The organism is Paracoccus aerius (assembly GCF_014656455.1).
Taxonomy (GTDB): domain Bacteria; phylum Pseudomonadota; class Alphaproteobacteria; order Rhodobacterales; family Rhodobacteraceae; genus Paracoccus; species Paracoccus aerius.
In genome coordinates this window covers 1-16,530 of sequence record NZ_BNCL01000035.1, presented here as the reverse complement: position 1 = coordinate 16,530, position 16,530 = coordinate 1, and the positions used below count along the sequence as shown (strand labels likewise).

Below are 16,530 nucleotides of genomic sequence, written 5' to 3'. Positions count from 1 at the left end.
GGCGCGCTTGCCACACCCGAAACCGAAAACTATCAACCCCAAGGACTCTCGTTATGAACGAGGGACGACCGGGGGGCAGGTCAGATGGCTTTCACCATCTCGCTGTTGCGCCGCCATTCAATAGTATCGGTCCACGCCAGTTGAACCAGCGGGTCGGCTTTCTTGACTGCCGTCTCTGCGGCTTCAAGCAGTCCGTTCAGGTGCAGGGCAGCGCGGGCCTGGAAGCGGCTCACGGCCATGCCGTCGCGTTCGATTTCGAGAAGGGCGTTGGCGTTTGGGATGGGGCGCTCTTCTAGGTAAGGCATTCCATCCTTGCCTGCCACAATCCGCCCGCCGCGCTCCTGCCCGGCCAACAGTTCCTTGTAGAGCGTATCCGAGATTTCCTTCGAACCTTTGGGAATGGTGTGGATCGCAGCCGAGTAGAAGCCGCCGGTCTTTGCGTTGAAGTGCATGTCACCTCCCGAGGGCGAAGAAGTTGATCACGACGATGGATGAGGCTCCGCCGACGCGCTTGTAGGAGATCTTCGACAGCGAGTTCGTCCAGTCATGGGCGCTCACCAGATACTGCGTGGCATCCAAGACGCTGTTCGGGTCGTGGGCATAAACCTGCAGGCAGGCGCTCGGGAAGGTCAGCGGGAACACCGCGTTCTCAGTCCCGAAGGCAGCGGCTCCGCTCACGGATATCTGCCCCCACTGCAGGATCAGACCCGAGGGTAGAACCTGATAACCGCTAGTGGCGACTGACCGGTCTGAGTATTTCGAGGCAATGGCCTGAGCCACCCGCAGCGGCGTCATGGCCTTGGTGTTGAGCGTTCCCGTTACTGCCTCTTCCTGTGTCGCGGCCGGCACACCGATCTGGCGGTCCTGCGAGAAGTCACCGCCGCCTTCTGCCAGGCCGGAAGTCGTCACCTTCGTCGTCTTCAGCGCCCGGGTTTCTGCATTGTCGTTCGCGGACTTGACCGCGCGGGGCGTGGCGGCTTCCGTTTCGGAGGTGCTGTTGACAGCGCTGGAAAGCCGCACAAGCCCTGCTACCAGCGTCGTGGCGGCAATGGCTTTTCCCAGCAGCGTATCCACTCGGTTCTTGAGCCAGTTCGTCCGCTTGGCTAGCTGCATTGCAGGGATGTTCGCGAGACCAGCCTTCGTCGCCTCGTTTGGGGGACCGCCCAAAACAGGATCGGTCGTCTCGATCTGGTAAATCCCGGCGGGATATTCGTTGGCTTCCGGCAAGTTCGCCATATTAGACTACCCCGTGCGTGAACTGGCCGTCATAGTTGATGGCCTTGTTGTAGAGATTGGACGCTTCCTCGAAGGTCATCAGCTTGAGATGGCACCGTGCGGGCGCGGCAGACGTCAGGATCGCGCGGGCCAGTTCCGCCTGTCGGATGGACATAGGCCGCGACAGCTTGACCCGGTATTCGGCCCAATGATCGGACGGCGCATGGTTACGGCTTCCGTCAAAGGCAAAGACCGCGTCGTATTGACTGGCAGACCAGCCTTCCTGGATCTCAGCATCCCCCAGCCCTGCAGCTTGAAGTGCCCGGCGCATCGCCCAGACGGTGCCCTTACGGCGATGGACCTCGACGCTGGCGGCGATGGTCTCGCGCTTCGCATCTTCCGACCAGAACGGATCCCATTCGTCCACGGAGCGAGACCACGCCAGCCACGGCAGGAGCGCCGCAGGAACGCGCCAAGGGTCGCGCAGTCCCTCGGGCATTGGCAAATTGATTGCAGCCGTCCCAGCGGCTTCCAGCGCCCGCTCTGCATCGGTCGCGTTGTAGGGCAGCAAGCTATCCATGGATCAGGCTGCCGTGATGTCTATGGCGCCAGCCCAGGGTGCTTGCAGGTCGGTGGTCGTCACGTCAGCAGCGGGGGAAATCAGATTGACTGCTTCCACACCGGGCCGATGCAGGGCTGCGAACAAGGCGCTGCGGTGGATGGTGGCGCCGATCTTCCGCTGGCGTTCAGTGTATTCCTGAACTGCCGCCGCCGCATCCAGTAGTGTTGCCTCGGATCCAGGCCCGGATTGGAAGGTCAGGACTGCCTCGATGTCATAGCTGACCAGTTCGGCCGGCAGAACGATCACCGTGTCACAGAGGGGCCGGACCTCTTCCGCGTTCAGGGCATTGCTGACGGCGTCGGTGACGGTGCTGGCAGGAACACCAGAACGCCCCAGCACGACGACCTGCACCTGACCCGGCGCCGGGGAAGTCACCCCTGCGTCCAGCACTTGCGCATCGGCGCTCAGGGCGTGGTATTCATATGCGCCCCGAGGTCCAGAAGTCGAAAACGACTCCAGTGCGATCTGGGCACGGTTCCGCAGTTCAGCGTCCGTCTCCATGACGGCAGGCACCGGCGGCACTGCGTCCAAGTTGGCAGGCTCAACCACCATCCGCTGTACGCCGTATTCCGCGACGAGGTTATCCAGATCGGCACCGGTGGCGGTCGAGAGAAAGGCAGACCGGGCGATGTCGTTGAAGCGGGCCTCATGAACCAGGGCGCGATAGGCAATCGCCTGCAGGACCGCTTGAACCGGATCACCTTCGACGGCCAGGGCTGGAGCAAGGGACGGCGCCAAAGCGATCACATCGGCCTTCAACTGCGCCAGGATGTTTTCATAGGCCAGCGGCCCGATAATATCCGGGAACGGAAGCTGGTTCAGGTCGATGGCGACATAGCGGCTCATAGCACAACCCTTCCGCTCACCTGATCACCTTGAAAAACACCGTAGACCGTCAGGGACAGCCGGCCATCAGCCGTGGGCTGCCCCATCTCTACTCCGGTCAGGGCGAAGCGCGGCTCCCACTGGGCAATCGCAAGAGCCGTGGCTGCATAGACCGCCATGATGATCTGCGGGGTCATGGGGCGCCCGATCAGGTCAGATAGTTCGGACCCGAATTCCCGTCGCATGACGCGCGACCGCAAGGGGGTCGTCAGGATCATGCCGATGCTTTGCAGCACATGATCCCATTCCCCAATGGGGCGCAGGGTGTGACGGTCGATCACAGGTCAGGCCTTCTTGTCCGCTTTCGCGGGGGCGATGCGGCCATGATCGAGGAACATGCGGGCCTGGGCGTCTGTCATAGGGATTACATCGCCCTTCTTCTGCCAGATGCCGTGAATGAAGCCGTCCTCAAGGACGGTGTAGTTCTGCGTTTGCTTGCTCATGGTGCCGATCCTCAATTCGGGGGGTTGGTGTTGTCGGGGCCGCGATTGATGCCGCCGTGCGTGTGGGTCTTGCCGATGTTCTTGCCGTCATGGGTGACGGTTGGTCCTACGAAGGAGATGCCGCTGGCCGTTATCGTGGCGACTGATCCACCAACCGTCAGGATGATGCTGTCCTCGGTCATCAGCAGGGACGCTGATCCGAGCGAGACAAACCATTCGCCGTTCTTGTCGTGGGGCCGGTCGTCGGTGAAGCCGGACCCCTCAATCGCCGCGTCAGTCAGATCGCCGCTTTCCGACCGCACCATCACCATCTGGCCGATGGTCGGTTCGGCCTGCATCTTCAATGCCCCGGAAGAGGCGCTGCGGGCCGGGATCCAGCCCGTCTTGAAGCCGTCTGCCAGTTCTACGCGGTAAAGACCTTTCACCGGGTCCACATTGGAGACACGGCCTTCCATGCCCTGCCCCCGCTGCCGACGCTCCAATTCGGCAATCCGGCGCGTCATGTCGCTTAGAATGCGGGGCAGATCAGACAATTTCGGCCCCAGTCACAGGTTCGCCAGAGGTCAACCCAAGGGCCTTCGCCTCGCCTGCAGTCATGCCGCGACCCGAAACAACAGCTTTCCAGTCCGGCTGGTCCTCGCCAAGCATGGCATCCACCATCGCCCTGACTGCATCGTCGTCCAAGGCGGCACGGAAGCGCGCCCAGATGGACGCTTCCGCCAAGGGTTGCCCTGGCACAGGATCAGGCAAAGCCGTTAGCGTGATGCGCGTCTGCCGAGCAGCGATGCGAACCCCTTCATCCGAAGACGCACGGCGGCGGCGTTCAATCTTGGTGACACCGCCGCTCAGGCCCCGCCACAACTCTGCCCATCCATCAGCGCCGGCTAGAACCGCCATCACCTGCTGGTCCATCAGGTCGAGGGCAGCTTCAAGGTTGGCGTCGGTCGGGGGGATGTTCATCCCGTCAATGACCGACTCGCCCGTATTCTCGTCTATGACGGTCATGGCAGAGGCCACGCCGTATTCGATCACGAAGTCCAATTCGCCATTCTGCCGAAGACTGCGGATATCCGTTTCGGTGGCCCGGCTTTCGTCGGTGTAGACCAGCACGAAAGGCCGGTCGCGATCCGTTGAAAGCTGTCCTTCCGGCGTCAGATCAAGCGCCCCGAAGTCGCTGTCGGTCACATTCGCGCCGACGATGGTCTGCCCGGCAAGGGCTTTGACGGCGCAATGGCGCAGGGCTAAGCGGCAAAGGCTCATGCTGCCCCCAGGTCCAGGACCAGCCGGCCGTGAGCGTCCTCAGTCATGCTTAGAACCTCGAACCAGGGCGACCCGGGACGCTCAACAGCCCGCACCTTGTCACCCTTGCGCAGATCAGGGAGGCCTGTTCGATCCAGATGCAGTTCAGCCTTGCCAGCCGCGATGCGCTGCGACCAGCTTGCCGCTGCACCGCCGGTGACACTTGCTTCCTTGTTCCGACCGACCCGCAGCACACCCTTAATATCGGATTGCGTGCGGGTCGCGTCGGCTTTCCCTGCGGCAAGAGGGAAATGCCGCAGGATTTCCGACATGACGGCATCGACAGCGCGGATGGCATCCGCCTGGATCTGTTGAAACGTCGCCATGTCAGGTTCCTTAGTCCTTGGCTTTCGCCTTGGGCTTGGGGGCTTCTTCGGGCAGAACTGTCACGCCTGCCTCGTCTGCGTCCTTCACCACGGCGGTGGGCAGTTCGCCTGCCCAGCCGCGCGGGATGATATTCACGCGCCCCTGCTCATCGGTGTAGCGGTGAGCCTTGGTGAACCGACGGAAAGCCATCGAATCACATCGTCAGCTTGGTGATGATCTGCGGACGCGTGCAGATCGGCAGAACGTTCGACTCGGTGTGGATCTCGCGACCCTTGCCGTGGGGCAGATCGTCCGTCGAAACGAAGATCTTAGCGCCCGGCGCCGGAGCGCGGTTCGCCAGGTCAATGCTGTCCGGCGGCGCGATGTAGCGGCGGAAGTACTGGGTGCCCATCGGGACAGCCAGCGCCTCGTTCGCAGCAACTGCAGGCAGCATCTCGAAAGTGCCGTCTGCCTTGCGGTGGGCGAATTCCTCGTCCACGCGCTCAACCGTCACGTTGGCGAAGCGGAACTCGTCCACCACGTCATCGCGCGTAGGGTTCATCTGGCCGGGGGTGGCATAGTATTTCAGCGCCTCGGTCACGCTCTGATGCTTGACGAAGCCGTTGAACCAATCCGAACCGGCGAAGATGCGCAGGCCGGTCGTGGTGGCACCGCGCAGTTCCTTGACGGTGCGCGACTTCACCGACCGCAGCAAGCCAGGGACATCCGTTCCCGCCGTGCCCAGAGCGATGGCCTGGGTGGGCTGCGTGATACCGAACTCGTCGTAGAGGTCAGCGATCAGAGTGCCTTCGGCATCCACAATCAGGCCTTTCAGCGCGCCCCAGTCCAGATGGTGCCAGGTGCGCTCATGCTTCATCCGCATGGTTTCCTGCTTCTGGGTGACGACATCGCCGACCATCTGGAAGGCGTAGGTGTCGCCCCACTGCAGGATGTTCTGCAGATCGGCCGGGCTGATCGCGTCGTCCAGCGGGAAGTGCGGGATGTCCAGGTTCAGGACGCCGCGCTGATTGCGCATGTTGACGTTCGACTCGCCGCCGCGCTCACGCGACGGGATGATTGCGATCTCGTCCTCGGAAACGCTCAGCTTCACATAGGTCGTGGGGATCGCGACATCGCGGAAGATACCCAGCTGCGCCGGGCGCCCCGTGGTATATTCCGCGACGTTGATCGCTTCGGTGATGCGGTCGTCGGAGAATTCCGGGGCGTTCAGATAGTCCAGGACAGTTGCCATGGATCACACTCCATTTCGGGCAACAATGCCCTGGGTTTTCAGGGCCGCGATGGCGGATGCGATATTGCCGGCCGTGGCACCGGCTGGCCAGACAAGCGCCTGCTGGGCCACCTGGGCGCGTCGGGACAGCACCACCACGCGGGTCGGCTCCGCGCTGACGGGAACATGCTGCAGCAGGACCGCGACAGCGTTGCCGGGGGCGGCGGTGGTGATGGGCGAGTAGACGCCCGAACCGTCAACAGCCAACACCGTGCCGACTTCAAGAGCGGCTGCGTTCGCAGCGAGGGTCACATCGTCGCGGGAATAGCGGCCTTTGGCCTCTTCCTTGACGACATCGGTATCGACTTTGTAGCCGATGTTCTGGATACCCATCTTAGGCCCCTTTCATGCCTGCGCGCTGACGCGCGGTTGCGACGATATCGACGCGCATCTGCGTCTTCTTCTCGGGCTGACCACCAAGACCCGCCGTCGCCAGATTGGCGGCTTCCGGGGCCTCGGCTTGCGGTGCGGGCGCAGCGGCCAGAACCGCCTTCACCGCATCGACGGTCATCTCGGTGCTGGCGTAGAGGTGTTCGGCCAGCGTCTCGCGACCTTTAGCCTCGTCCAGCGCCATGATCGCGGCGCGGCGCTCACGGTCGGCTCTCACCGCGTCTGCCTGCATCTGCGCGACATTCACGGGTTCGGCGGGCGTCTGGCCCGCCTGGGTCTTATCCGTCATGGATACCTCCGTAGGTTGACGGTTGGTGGCGGCGGGCAGTGCCGCCGTGGGTGTGGCGCCAACGGCAGCCACCAGACTTGCGCGGGCGCGCCAGCCTTTCTCTTTTGCCATCTCGACCAATTCCGAGGGCGCGTGAGCGTATGCTTCGTAGGGGAAAGCAGCGGCCATCACGGCGCGCTCATCTAGGATTTCGTTTGCGAACCCAGCGGCTACGGCAGTTTCTGGATTAAACCACTCTTCGCGGCGCATGATGTCGCGGCATTCTTGGACAGTCTTGCCAGATTTCTTCGCGTAAACAGCCGCGCATGAGTCCCCCAAGCTGTGCAGTGCCCGAGTGGCAGTCTCGTGATCAGCAGCGTTTCCGATGGTGATTGTCGCAGGGTCGTGGATCATCATCGTTGAGCCGAGGGCCATGCTCACAGTCTCGCCCGCCATAGCAATCAAGCTGGCAGCGGAGGCGGCAATTCCAGTGATAACGACGTCGGTCTTTCCTGCCCGCTCAGAAAGAGCCGACCGAATAGACGCCCCTTCGTCAGCAAATCCACCGCCGGAGTTAATGTAGACGGTCAGATCGGTGTCATCCCCGGCTTCCCGCAGACGGGCCACCACCTGTTCGTAGGTAAAGCCCTCCATCCAAGGGGTGCCATCCTCATCATAGATGGAGGGCGCGCCGACATACCCCGTCAGCAGCAGTCGCTGACCGTCCAAAGTGCAAGCCATCGATGTTCCTCGTGTCAGTAGGGCCGGACGCGCACGCCCATGGCGTAGCGGGTGCGCTTCTTCGGCAGCCCCTGTTCCTCGCGGCACAGCGCAGCCGCTGTGGCGATCTCGCGATCCAGCCGCTCCATGTCTGCGCGGGTGTAGCGGACGCGATCCTCGCCAAAGGCCACTTCGCTAACGGCCTTGCCGGTGATCAGGTCTTCGCGGACCTGTTGCAGTCGCGCCAGGCGGTCGCAGGCGGTTTCAGTCGGCATTCGATTGTTCCCTCGCGCCATCCGCAGCGGCGCCCAAAGGCCCTGCCCCGCCGCCCGTGCTGCGGCCGAAGGGAGATTTCACGCCCATGGCTTCGAAGCGTTCGTGTTCACGGGCGATCTGATCCAGCCCTTCTTCCCAGTCGAGGCCGCGTTCTGCCCAGACTTCCTGGATGGTGATCGTGCCCGTTTCCAACCGGACCTTTTCGGAAAGCGCATCCTTGTAGGGATCGGCGCTCGGACGCGGAGGACCGCGCCATTCGCTGTCCACCACCAGATCGCGATTGGCGGCAAAAGCACGGTATCCGCCCTTGAACGGGATACGGCCCTCGGCAATCGCCTCATCAAGCCAAGCCTCGTAAATGCCCTGCGCGATGGGAGCCACAATCCGCTCACGGCGGCGGATGATCGTCGGCCAGACGGAGGCAACGGCCATGCGGGTGGACGAGTAGCTTGCCGATGAATGGTCCATCGTCAGACTTTCCACCGTCACCCCCAAGCAGCGGGCCACTTCCCGCAGAAGGTTCCTCTGGAAACTCTCATAATGGGCACCGCCGGCATTAGCCGTGTGTAATTCCAGCTTCTCGCCAGGCCCGAGATGGTTGACCTGGCTGGCGTCCCCGCCAATCGACAGTCGCTTGCTTTTCAGGCTCTCGATCCGCTGTTCCCAGACAGCCATCAGGTCCGATGCCAGATCCTTGGCACCGTCGAAGACTTCCTCGTCGCTCAGTTCCACGATCTGCTGCAGCGCCGCGAAAGCCTGATCGGACGGTTCAGGGCTGGTGATCGTCGCGGCAAAGGCCGTCTGCAGCAGTGCGGTGGTCAGGGTGGCGTCTGCCAGTTGGTCGGACTGGGCGATAACCTTGAAAGCCGGGGTCATCGGAGAAATGCCGCGCGGGCTGTTCGGGGTCGTGCCCCGGTCCATCGTGTGGATGATACGCTGAATTGCGCCAGCCATCACCGGCAGATCGAGGTCGCGCTCGATCCCGCCCTCAGAAACCTTGAACCGGTAGTGCGTCGGCCGTCCGTTTTCGTCGTGGTAGATGCCCTGATCCCAGCCTTCGACTAGCGATGTATAGCGGGACAGCCGATGCGGGCTGACCAGCCGGGCCTTCACCCCTGACCGCGCCCCATACCGCTGCCGCATCGACGCGGGCATATAGTCCAGGACCGCAAGGGCTTCGCCGCCGGCCAGATAGTACCGCGCTGCCCCGTCCAGCATCTCCTGAACCGTGGCCCGGCCCTCGATGTCGCATTCGCGCGGCGTCCAGGACCAGCGGCGCCAGTCATTCTCCACCAGCCGGCACCATGCGGCCCGCTCGGCATCATCATAGCCCAGCCGGGCCAGATCAGGACGGGCATTCAACTTCAGTTCCGTGCCGATCATGTCGGAAATGATCTGATCCGCCGCGCCCGCGATCCAGCCGCTATTCTGCATGAAGTCGAAGGCCAGCGCGAAAGCCCGATCAGCGGCGCGCAGCACATCATGCTTCACATCCCGCGTCACCGCGCGGCGCATGTTGATGATGCCGACCCGGTCGTGGCCCATGTATTCCATGCGGGCGGCGGGCTTCTTCTTTTCCTTGCGGACGGCGGGGGTCTTCGTGGTCAACTGTAGCCCCCCCATCTCTGACGGTTGCGTTTCTGCTTCACCACCGGAACCGGCGGCGTCGGATCGTTCTGCGGCTCGTCGGCCGTTTCAGGCTCAGCCACCGGCATGCCGGTATAGCTGGTGCGCATCAGGCGCGTCGGCAGGGACAGCATCGCGGCCTCCGCCAGGATGAAGCAATCCAGCGCCTCGTTGCGCTTCTGGCCCGGCTTCATCTTCCATTTCCGTTGCAACCGGCCCTCTCGGGTCAGTTCCGTGACCACCATCTCCGAGGTCAACTGCTCGAAGTAATCAGCCGACAGCCCCGCCATCGGAAAGTGCACGGCCTTCGGCGTTCGTTCTTCGCCTGGCACAATCCGCAGCCGAGCCTGCAGGCCGTCCTTTGCGGTGTCCACACCGACTGCCCAGAGGCGATCCCCTGCGTTTTTCGTCCGTAGCATCGCCTTGCCCCAGATGGGCTTGGACCCACGGTGGTCGTTCCCGATGCCCTTCGTGGCGTAGATCTTCCGGCTGGCCCTCGCGCGGGCAAAGGACAGCACCATCGACCCGTAGTGACCGCCGCTATCGACGCAGGCAGCACGAACCCGCAGGCTTCTGCCGTCCTCCGTGACGCAGGTCGTATCCTTCAGAGCCGCGTCCAGTTCGGACCAGACCGCCAGCTTGCCCGGATCGCCAAGCAGAACTTCATGCCTGATGACCCAGGCTTCTTCTCCGTCGCCCCAGCCGATCAGCGAGTATTCCAGGCGGTCGTCTTGGGTATCCACGCCGGCCGTGATGAACCGCACCCCTTCCGGCAGGCTCTGATCGTCATAGGCCTCAGCCCGGGCTGCCAGTTCCTCCGCCGACGATGCTTCGCCACGCTCCTCCCAAGGATCGCCTTTGACTTCGTTGACCCATTGCCGCAGCCGAGGCGCGAAGTCCTTGGCCGCGAGAAACTTCCGAACGATCTGCTCCATGCTCACCCACGGCGACAGGCCGATGGTGATGTGGAAGCTGGCGATCCCGTTGAAGGGTGCCGTGGCAATCCACTGCCCCTGCTCAACGGCCCGCATCCGCTCGGCATCCGTCCACAGGCAGCCGCATTCGTCGCACAGGTAGCGTGCAGTCTCTGGCTTGTGCCCCGTCTCGTCCTTGTCCCAGACGATCCGCTCCCAACGCATCACCTGCTCAGTGTCGCAGTGCGGACAAGGAACGTGATACTTCCGCTGATCGCCCTGCTTGTACCAGGCCAGAACCGTCGATGATTGACCGTGGCCCGGTGTTGAACCGATCAGCGTCTTGCGGTTCCAAAACGTGTTCTGCCGCGACAGAGCCAGCAAGATCGGATCCCCGAAGTCCCCGGCACTTGGCGGATACTTGTCCACCTCGTCGGCCAGCACGATCCGCACCGGACGGGATGCTAGATCATTTGGTGTGTTTGCCCCGACGATAGCGAGATATCCGCCGGGAAAGCCCTTCTCCAGAATGGTGTTGTCGCTGTCGCGCGACTTCGCGTCCTTGATTTTTCCCCGAAGCGCGGGCGTATCCCGCAGCATCGGCGTCAGTCGCTTCTTCGACCAGTTCTCCGCCATCTTGACGGTCGGCTGGATGGTCAGGATCGAAGAAGGATCCCGATCAATGTAGTAGCCGACCGCGTTGTTGATCACCTCCGTCCAGCCCACCTGGGCCGGCTTCATCACCGACACGACTTGAACGGCCGGATCAGCCAGCGCGTCCATGATGCCGCGAAGATATTCCGTCCTGGATGTGCGCCATTTCCCCTGTTCGGCAGAGGACTCAGAACTCAAGACCCGGTTTTCGTCAGCCCATTCACTCAGCGTCTGGACGGGAGGCGGCGCCAGCATCGCCGCCATCTGCCGGTAGATCGTCCTCCTGATCCGCTTCGTCTGCACCGGACGCGAGTTCAAGTGCCCCATTACTCAATTCCCCGAGCGCCAGATGCACCTCGTCATCCACGATGCGCTTCATCTCCACGCCATCCACGGCAAGCTGCAGTCTCGGGACCACGGCAGCGCCGATCCCCAGCAACCGGGCGCGGCATCTCGCGAAGGCCTTACCGACCTCGGCACCCATCAGTTCGATTTCCGCAACTTCGTCGCGGGCCTTTGCCAGTTCCAGTTCCGCCAAGGCCGCTTCCGCCGCGAGCTTCCGCCGCTTTGCTTCCTCGATGTCCGTGATCGCTACGGACTCAATCGCCGCCCGTTCGGCGCGCTCTTCGCGCCACTTTATCACCTCAGACGGCAGATAGAGCCGTGCCTTGCGCTCCCCGCCGCGCGTGGGCATCCCCAAATCCGCCCATTTGCGGATCGTCTCGCGGGTTACGCCAAAGATTTCAGCCAGTTGGCGCTGATTAACCAGCCTGTTGTCCTGGCCCTGTGTCAATGCCAACCCCATTCTGGAATTTTAGAAACTAGTCATAGCTCGGGCTGGCCCGCCACCGCCCTAGGGTGGGGCTAGGGGTACGGTCCCTAAACCGGGGGGCCGACCCCCGCATGTTGCATTTACGCAACACCGTGTCATTCCGGCCACACCCCGCGCCCTTGCGGGTCAACCGACCGCCCCTCGCGTCACCTGCGCGATCTCGTGGGCGATGCGTGCCGGCAGTTCATCTGCGACCCTGTAAAATGCGGCGGCGGTTTCGTTCTTGACGATTTCCTCGGGAACGCTTGGCCCGAACTGCTTCTCGATTGGCAGCGACGATGACGTGACCCTCTGGAACACATGACCCTGAGCGACTGGATCACCGCTGGTCCATCGCCCTGCGTTGATAAACATGCCGGTGAAGCGCGTGGCCTTGCCCCATGGACGCGCCCTGATGCCATAGCTGAACTGCTTGGCGCCGAACTCCCGAAGCGGGACTTCCTCGCCCCGGCTGACGATCTGGTAGTCCTGCCTCTTGTAGTTGGCGCGAACCTTTCCGACGCCGCCGTATTTAAGTACCTGGCCGCGTTTCAGGCCCATCTGCTTTCCGACAGCGCGGATGACGCGGGTGTAGGCCTTGTCGCCCACCTTGTTCAGGGCGCGGCGATAGACCTTGCGATGCATCGTCTCGCTGCTGCCCAGTTGCTCGATGCCGTTGGAAAAGCGCAGATGGCCTTCGCCGTGGCTGCGCAGGGAATAGGACAGGATGGGCATGATCAGGATACCCAGCCAGCCGGTTGCGCCCTGCTGCTTTTCCGGCGTGCCACGCATGTTTCTCCATAGTAGGCAGTAGTAACTTACTGATCTGCAAGCATTGTGCGAATCGACGAGTCAGATGCTAATGGCAAATGAACAAAAGCATCGGAGTTTGGCTTCATATGGACACGTTACGCCAACACGCATGGAGCCTTTGGAACTGGATTGCGGTACATGGCCAGTGGATATTCAGCGGCATCGGGGTGACGGTGCTTTTGGGCTTCTTTGCCCTCTTTGGCCGCAAAAACCAACGGGATGGTACCAAGCAGTCGAAAGATGCCGAGTCTATCTCGACCGCACCTGCATCGCGATTGATCACAGAGATCACCGATCGTGAACGCGTCAACTATGATCCGGCGCTTGGACGGGTTTTAAGGTCGGCAAGCCAGGAAGCGAAATACCAAAGACGTGCGTCTCCGAAGCGTGCTTTGCGTAAACGTGGCGCCACAACTCCCGGCGCCGCCCTGCTACTTGCCCTCCTAGCTCTACTGGCTTTGGCACTAGTTACTTGCTCGACTTCATAGCAGAATTTTCGCCCGGCAAGTGCCTTATGTTGCCAATGAGACTTATACAGCCGATGCTTCGACTATGATGAAACGTGCAGTCCTGACTGATAGGGAGATAAAATGTTCGCTGCTCTTCGAAAACCCGCCATGGCGGCTAGGTAAAATCATTCCTCTGCGGAACGGCACATTTGATGTCGTGATGATGCACGAGGACGGCGAGAGCCGGACCGTCAACGTGGCAGCCGATTATTCTTCTTTGATGAAGCGGTTCGAAGGCTGGTAACGCGCTGCACGATCAGTTTTGGCCACAGGCCCGTGCGCCCTTGTCAGTTCGCGCTCTGCGGGTAATCCTCTCCGCGCAAACAGCTACAGGATGATGCAGATGGGCATTGCTATCTTCACCGATATCCAGACTGGCAATGACGTCTACATCGATACAAGCAGGTCGGTGATAGGGAGCATCGGATTGCGAGACAAAGGCACCACAATAGTTCGTCAGGTGCCACAGCATGAGGGTGCCTTGGTTACTGAGATGGTGACGGTCCAGGAAGACTTCTGGCACGTGATAGATGCCTTAGCCGTGGCTCGCCTGAGAGACTAACCAGACCCGCCATCAGCCATTGCCCCCTTCCGTCACGCCAGCGTACAGCCATCTGCTCTGACACGGTTCCCTGCCCTGACTTCCCGGTTACGTGACTCTCGGGTCCGATCGGCAGTTCCTCGCTGCGGTTGATTTGAGCGCGCAAGTGTTCGCCTATGCCGAGAGCCAAACGTTGAACAGCCCACAACCACGCGATATTGCTGCACATTCACCCAGCCGCATCTAGGTGTTTCCGTGCAAGCGACTAAAATTCCTGACCTTTTCCGGCCCGTTTTGTCAAAGAACGACTGGGAGAAAATCTATTCGGCAATAGAAGCTTATTCCCACAACGTAGAGTATCGTGAGCTGCTTGACCGGCTAGAACGTCAGGCGAAGATCAACGGCATAACCCAGCCTGCTGCTCGTCATTCCTGACCTCTGCCGTCGTTCAGACACCGAAACGCCCGCAAGGGGGGCTACAACCTTGCGGGCGCGGTACGAAGGGTGGTTTGGACCTTCTATGACATCCTCACATGGGTGCGGGCGCCCGGTCAAGAAATTTGCCATACGTAGTTAACACGACCGTCCCGATGATGCGAAGGCTTGGCCAGCTATGGAGCTGAAGCCGATGCTGATAGCGGACCGATCACCAAATTGCCGAGAATAAGCCCCACTGCCATAAGCACATATGCCGAGATCATCGCCGAACGGCCTAACCCAGCCGTGTAAAACTGCCCGCGATACCTCTGAACATTGCGGTCGATCAAGCTATAGGCCGCAGTGGACACAATCAGTGCGAACACAAAGCCGCCCGTTGCTGCCGTGAAGCGACCAAGCTGCGGCAAGAGACTGACTAGTGCGCTGGCAGCAAACAGGCCCGTCCAGTGGTTTAGGTACATGGGGTAAGAGATCCCGCCCGCCCAGATGCCGATAGATCGACGTTCGCCTGGACGGGCAAGCAGGAGCACCACTACCACCGCAACAATAGGCGCCGCATACTGATAGTTAGCCAGTCCAGCCATCAGAAGACTGCCTGTCAGCACCCCAAGACAAACGAGAAACGCAGTCGCTGGGTTGGTTAGGTGCCAGTCGCCAAACCGACGCTGCAGCATGACGGCCAACACCCCAGCCGAAACACTTCCGTACCAAGTCCCCAGAAGTATTGCGAACGCTGTGACGAATGCCCAGGCAGTCCAGGACTTGCCCAGTGGCGTCAGGACGATCAGCAGCGGCGCCATCAGGTAGAATTGCTCTTCAACTGCTATCGACCAAAGATGCGCTCCAGTCCCGCCCATGGGCAGAGCCTCTACAACAGCAGGCACCTTCTGAATGAACAGGTTGTGGGTCAACGTCAGGTCGTAGGCCAAGTTTTCCCAGAAGTAGGGCGCAAAACCGTCTTTGACCACTGCAGTCAAGTACAGCAAGGCAACCGCAGCCACATAAGGAAGCCAGATACGTGTTACCCTATTGTAGAAGAACCTCGGAAAATCGGAGGCCGTCATCTGCATGATGATCCCTCCAATGAGCCAACCGCTCAGGGCGAAGAAGACCTGAACTGCAAAATTTCCGGCGGCACTATAGGATTGTAGGAAGCCTGCATGCACCCAAAACACAACGGAGGCCAAAACCAATCTCAACCAATCAAACGCGGGATATTCACGCATGAAAGTGTCCTAATCGAACCTATGGATAGCTCGATTACAACAACTTCGCTTCAGAGACCAATTGTCTGAATAGACATCCTTCAAATGGTTAGGCCGTAGCGACCTTTGCCCAGAGGAGTGATTGTGAACCCTGAAACTGAAAACGCGGCTCCGGATGGCCCGTGCCGCGCATAGCTTCGCCATCGTGCGCGCTGGGTTTCCCTCTAGGGTAGTCCAGCGGCTGAGAGGCTGCGGGTCCGGCTTGCGCTTCCCACAGATCGCCTCCACCTGTTTTGTAATTTAACCGTTGCTGCTTTGTTCGTCAACTCCCCGTAACGCCAGTCGAATTTGCTCGAACGAGGGAATGCTAGGAAGTTTGCCGAGATGCACGTGTATCGGCTGTCGCCCGTCGCGCGGAAACTGGTGGAGGCAATGCTCACCCTCAAATCCCACGACCATGCTGAACCGGTCCACCGTGCCCTGCTGATACCGACAGAACTCGTTCACACGGCTGAAGTTCTCCCTAGTGAACAAAGTGGCAGCGTGCGAGATGAACCGCAGACCGATCTCCAACTGCGTCTCCAGGACTCCAAAATCGGCAAGGACAGTTCCCAAGACTGCATCATCGCCATCCAGGTTCAGCTTCTGCAGCTTTTCCAGCGCACCCTTGGCCTTAGCCAGTCGTCGTGGGGCCATGACTGACGCGAATTTCAACGCGTCGATCCCGGGTATTGGCTGGTGGCGCAGGCTGAGGTGCGATGTCTCGCGGCCGACACGGCAAACGGCTTCCAGTGCGGCCTCCTCGAAGTCCAACAGGGTTTTCGGCAGGGAGCGCAAGACTGAAGGCGCTCGTGCCTTTGCTTGCGCCATAGCCTGCCGCAGCGAAGCCTGTTGCATGCGCTTCCCTAGATCGTGCGAAAGTGCCAGTGCTCGGTCCGAGCCAAAGAAGCGACTGGCACAGATGTCACCGCAAAGTGCAATGCGACCGTCCTCCATCTTGACGGTGTATCCGTGCTTGTGAGGCGTGTGCTTGGCGCAGAACGCGCATGAAACATCAAATGCAGCCAGGTATTCGTTAAGGTAGGCCACAGGGGCCGTACCAGCCTCTATGACCGGCGAGAGGCCCGCTTGCAGGTCAGGACGGGAGATGATCAGCCCGGTATTGTCGTTGATGGCCAATGTGCCAGCAAAGCCTTTGCGAACGGTCCTCATGCTCAACCTTGTTGATTTCCACCCAGAACTGAGCCGGATAGGCGCGTAATTTCCACTGAGAATTGAGCCATGTGAACCTTTCCCCAAAGCGA

Annotated in this window: 22 protein-coding genes; 2 read left to right on the top strand and 20 right to left on the bottom strand. The window is 61.0% G+C overall.

What is annotated here, in order from left to right:
• Positions 1–80: 80 nt before the first annotated feature.
• From IE224_RS19260 to IE224_RS19175, 18 genes are all read right to left on the bottom strand, one after another.
• The gene (locus IE224_RS19260) at positions 81–452 is read right to left on the bottom strand and encodes a hypothetical protein (RefSeq protein ID WP_191312953.1); all 372 of its coding nucleotides are present in this window, start codon (positions 450–452) and stop codon (positions 81–83) included.
• A 1-nt stretch (position 453) separates the two neighbouring features.
• Positions 454–1,236 carry a phage tail protein gene (locus IE224_RS19255; protein ID WP_191312951.1) on the bottom strand — a complete coding sequence of 261 codons (783 nt, stop codon included), beginning with the start codon at positions 1,234–1,236 and terminating at the stop codon, positions 454–456.
• Position 1,237: 1 nt separating this feature from the next.
• Positions 1,238–1,795, bottom strand: a complete 558-nt coding sequence (locus tag IE224_RS19250; RefSeq protein ID WP_191312949.1) for a phage tail protein I — start codon at positions 1,793–1,795, stop codon at positions 1,238–1,240.
• 3 nt (positions 1,796–1,798) lie between these two features.
• Positions 1,799–2,683, bottom strand: a complete 885-nt coding sequence (locus IE224_RS19245; RefSeq protein ID WP_191312947.1) for a baseplate assembly protein — start codon at positions 2,681–2,683, stop codon at positions 1,799–1,801.
• Positions 2,680–3,003, bottom strand: a complete 324-nt coding sequence (locus IE224_RS19240) for a GPW/gp25 family protein (protein ID WP_229849470.1) — start codon at positions 3,001–3,003, stop codon at positions 2,680–2,682. Before IE224_RS19240 ends, IE224_RS19245 begins: the two co-directional genes overlap by 4 nt.
• 3 nt (positions 3,004–3,006) lie before the next feature.
• Complete coding sequence (locus IE224_RS19235; protein WP_191312945.1) at positions 3,007–3,165, bottom strand: hypothetical protein; 159 nt, start codon at positions 3,163–3,165, stop codon at positions 3,007–3,009.
• Between the two features lie 11 nt (positions 3,166–3,176).
• Positions 3,177–3,698 carry a phage baseplate assembly protein V gene (locus IE224_RS19230; RefSeq protein ID WP_191312942.1) on the bottom strand — a complete coding sequence of 174 codons (522 nt, stop codon included), beginning with the start codon at positions 3,696–3,698 and terminating at the stop codon, positions 3,177–3,179.
• A complete protein-coding gene (locus tag IE224_RS19225) occupies positions 3,691–4,425 on the bottom strand; it encodes a hypothetical protein (RefSeq protein ID WP_191312940.1) in 735 nt (244 codons plus the stop codon). Before IE224_RS19225 ends, IE224_RS19230 begins: the two co-directional genes overlap by 8 nt.
• Positions 4,422–4,790 carry a hypothetical protein gene (locus tag IE224_RS19220; RefSeq protein WP_191312938.1) on the bottom strand — a complete coding sequence of 123 codons (369 nt, stop codon included), beginning with the start codon at positions 4,788–4,790 and terminating at the stop codon, positions 4,422–4,424. The genes IE224_RS19225 and IE224_RS19220 overlap by 4 nt, the downstream gene beginning before the upstream one ends.
• A 10-nt stretch (positions 4,791–4,800) precedes the next feature.
• A complete protein-coding gene (locus tag IE224_RS19215; protein ID WP_191312936.1) occupies positions 4,801–4,980 on the bottom strand; it encodes a hypothetical protein in 180 nt (59 codons plus the stop codon).
• A 4-nt stretch (positions 4,981–4,984) separates the two neighbouring features.
• Positions 4,985–6,022 carry a major capsid protein gene (locus IE224_RS19210; RefSeq protein WP_191312935.1) on the bottom strand — a complete coding sequence of 346 codons (1,038 nt, stop codon included), beginning with the start codon at positions 6,020–6,022 and terminating at the stop codon, positions 4,985–4,987.
• Between the two features lie 3 nt (positions 6,023–6,025).
• Positions 6,026–6,394, bottom strand: coding sequence for a head decoration protein (locus IE224_RS19205; protein ID WP_191312933.1), 369 nt, complete (start codon positions 6,392–6,394; stop codon positions 6,026–6,028).
• A 1-nt stretch (position 6,395) separates the two neighbouring features.
• Entirely contained in the window at positions 6,396–7,460 is a 1,065-nt protein-coding gene (locus IE224_RS19200; protein ID WP_191312931.1) for a head maturation protease, ClpP-related, read from the bottom strand.
• Positions 7,461–7,474: 14 nt separating this feature from the next.
• A complete protein-coding gene (gene gpW / locus IE224_RS19195; protein WP_191312929.1) occupies positions 7,475–7,714 on the bottom strand; it encodes a gpW family head-tail joining protein in 240 nt (79 codons plus the stop codon).
• Positions 7,704–9,323: a phage portal protein gene (locus tag IE224_RS19190; RefSeq protein ID WP_229849469.1), complete on the bottom strand. Its 1,620-nt coding sequence runs from the start codon at positions 9,321–9,323 to the stop codon at positions 7,704–7,706. The genes gpW and IE224_RS19190 overlap by 11 nt, the downstream gene beginning before the upstream one ends.
• Positions 9,320–11,173 (bottom strand): phage terminase large subunit family protein, encoded by a 1,854-nt coding sequence (locus tag IE224_RS19185; RefSeq protein ID WP_191312925.1) that lies wholly within the window; start codon positions 11,171–11,173, stop codon positions 9,320–9,322. The genes IE224_RS19190 and IE224_RS19185 overlap by 4 nt, the downstream gene beginning before the upstream one ends.
• A complete protein-coding gene (locus tag IE224_RS19180; RefSeq protein WP_191312923.1) occupies positions 11,130–11,702 on the bottom strand; it encodes a DUF1441 family protein in 573 nt (190 codons plus the stop codon). The genes IE224_RS19185 and IE224_RS19180 overlap by 44 nt, the downstream gene beginning before the upstream one ends.
• Before the next feature lie 165 nt (positions 11,703–11,867).
• Complete coding sequence (locus IE224_RS19175; protein ID WP_191312921.1) at positions 11,868–12,512, bottom strand: hypothetical protein; 645 nt, start codon at positions 12,510–12,512, stop codon at positions 11,868–11,870.
• A gap of 77 nt (positions 12,513–12,589) precedes the next feature.
• Here IE224_RS19175 and IE224_RS19170 point away from each other — a divergent pair, with 77 nt between their 5' ends.
• A complete protein-coding gene (locus IE224_RS19170; protein ID WP_191312919.1) occupies positions 12,590–13,021 on the top strand; it encodes a hypothetical protein in 432 nt (143 codons plus the stop codon).
• A 364-nt stretch (positions 13,022–13,385) separates the two neighbouring features.
• Entirely contained in the window at positions 13,386–13,604 is a 219-nt protein-coding gene (locus IE224_RS19165) for a hypothetical protein (protein WP_191312917.1), read from the top strand.
• 590 nt (positions 13,605–14,194) lie between these two features.
• Here IE224_RS19165 and IE224_RS19160 read toward each other — a convergent pair.
• Both IE224_RS19160 and IE224_RS19155 read right to left on the bottom strand, forming a co-directional pair.
• Positions 14,195–15,247, bottom strand: a complete 1,053-nt coding sequence (locus tag IE224_RS19160) for an acyltransferase family protein (protein WP_191312916.1) — start codon at positions 15,245–15,247, stop codon at positions 14,195–14,197.
• Between the two features lie 279 nt (positions 15,248–15,526).
• Positions 15,527–16,438 carry a hypothetical protein gene (locus tag IE224_RS19155; protein ID WP_191312913.1) on the bottom strand — a complete coding sequence of 304 codons (912 nt, stop codon included), beginning with the start codon at positions 16,436–16,438 and terminating at the stop codon, positions 15,527–15,529.
• Between the last annotated feature and the right edge of the window lie 92 nt (positions 16,439–16,530).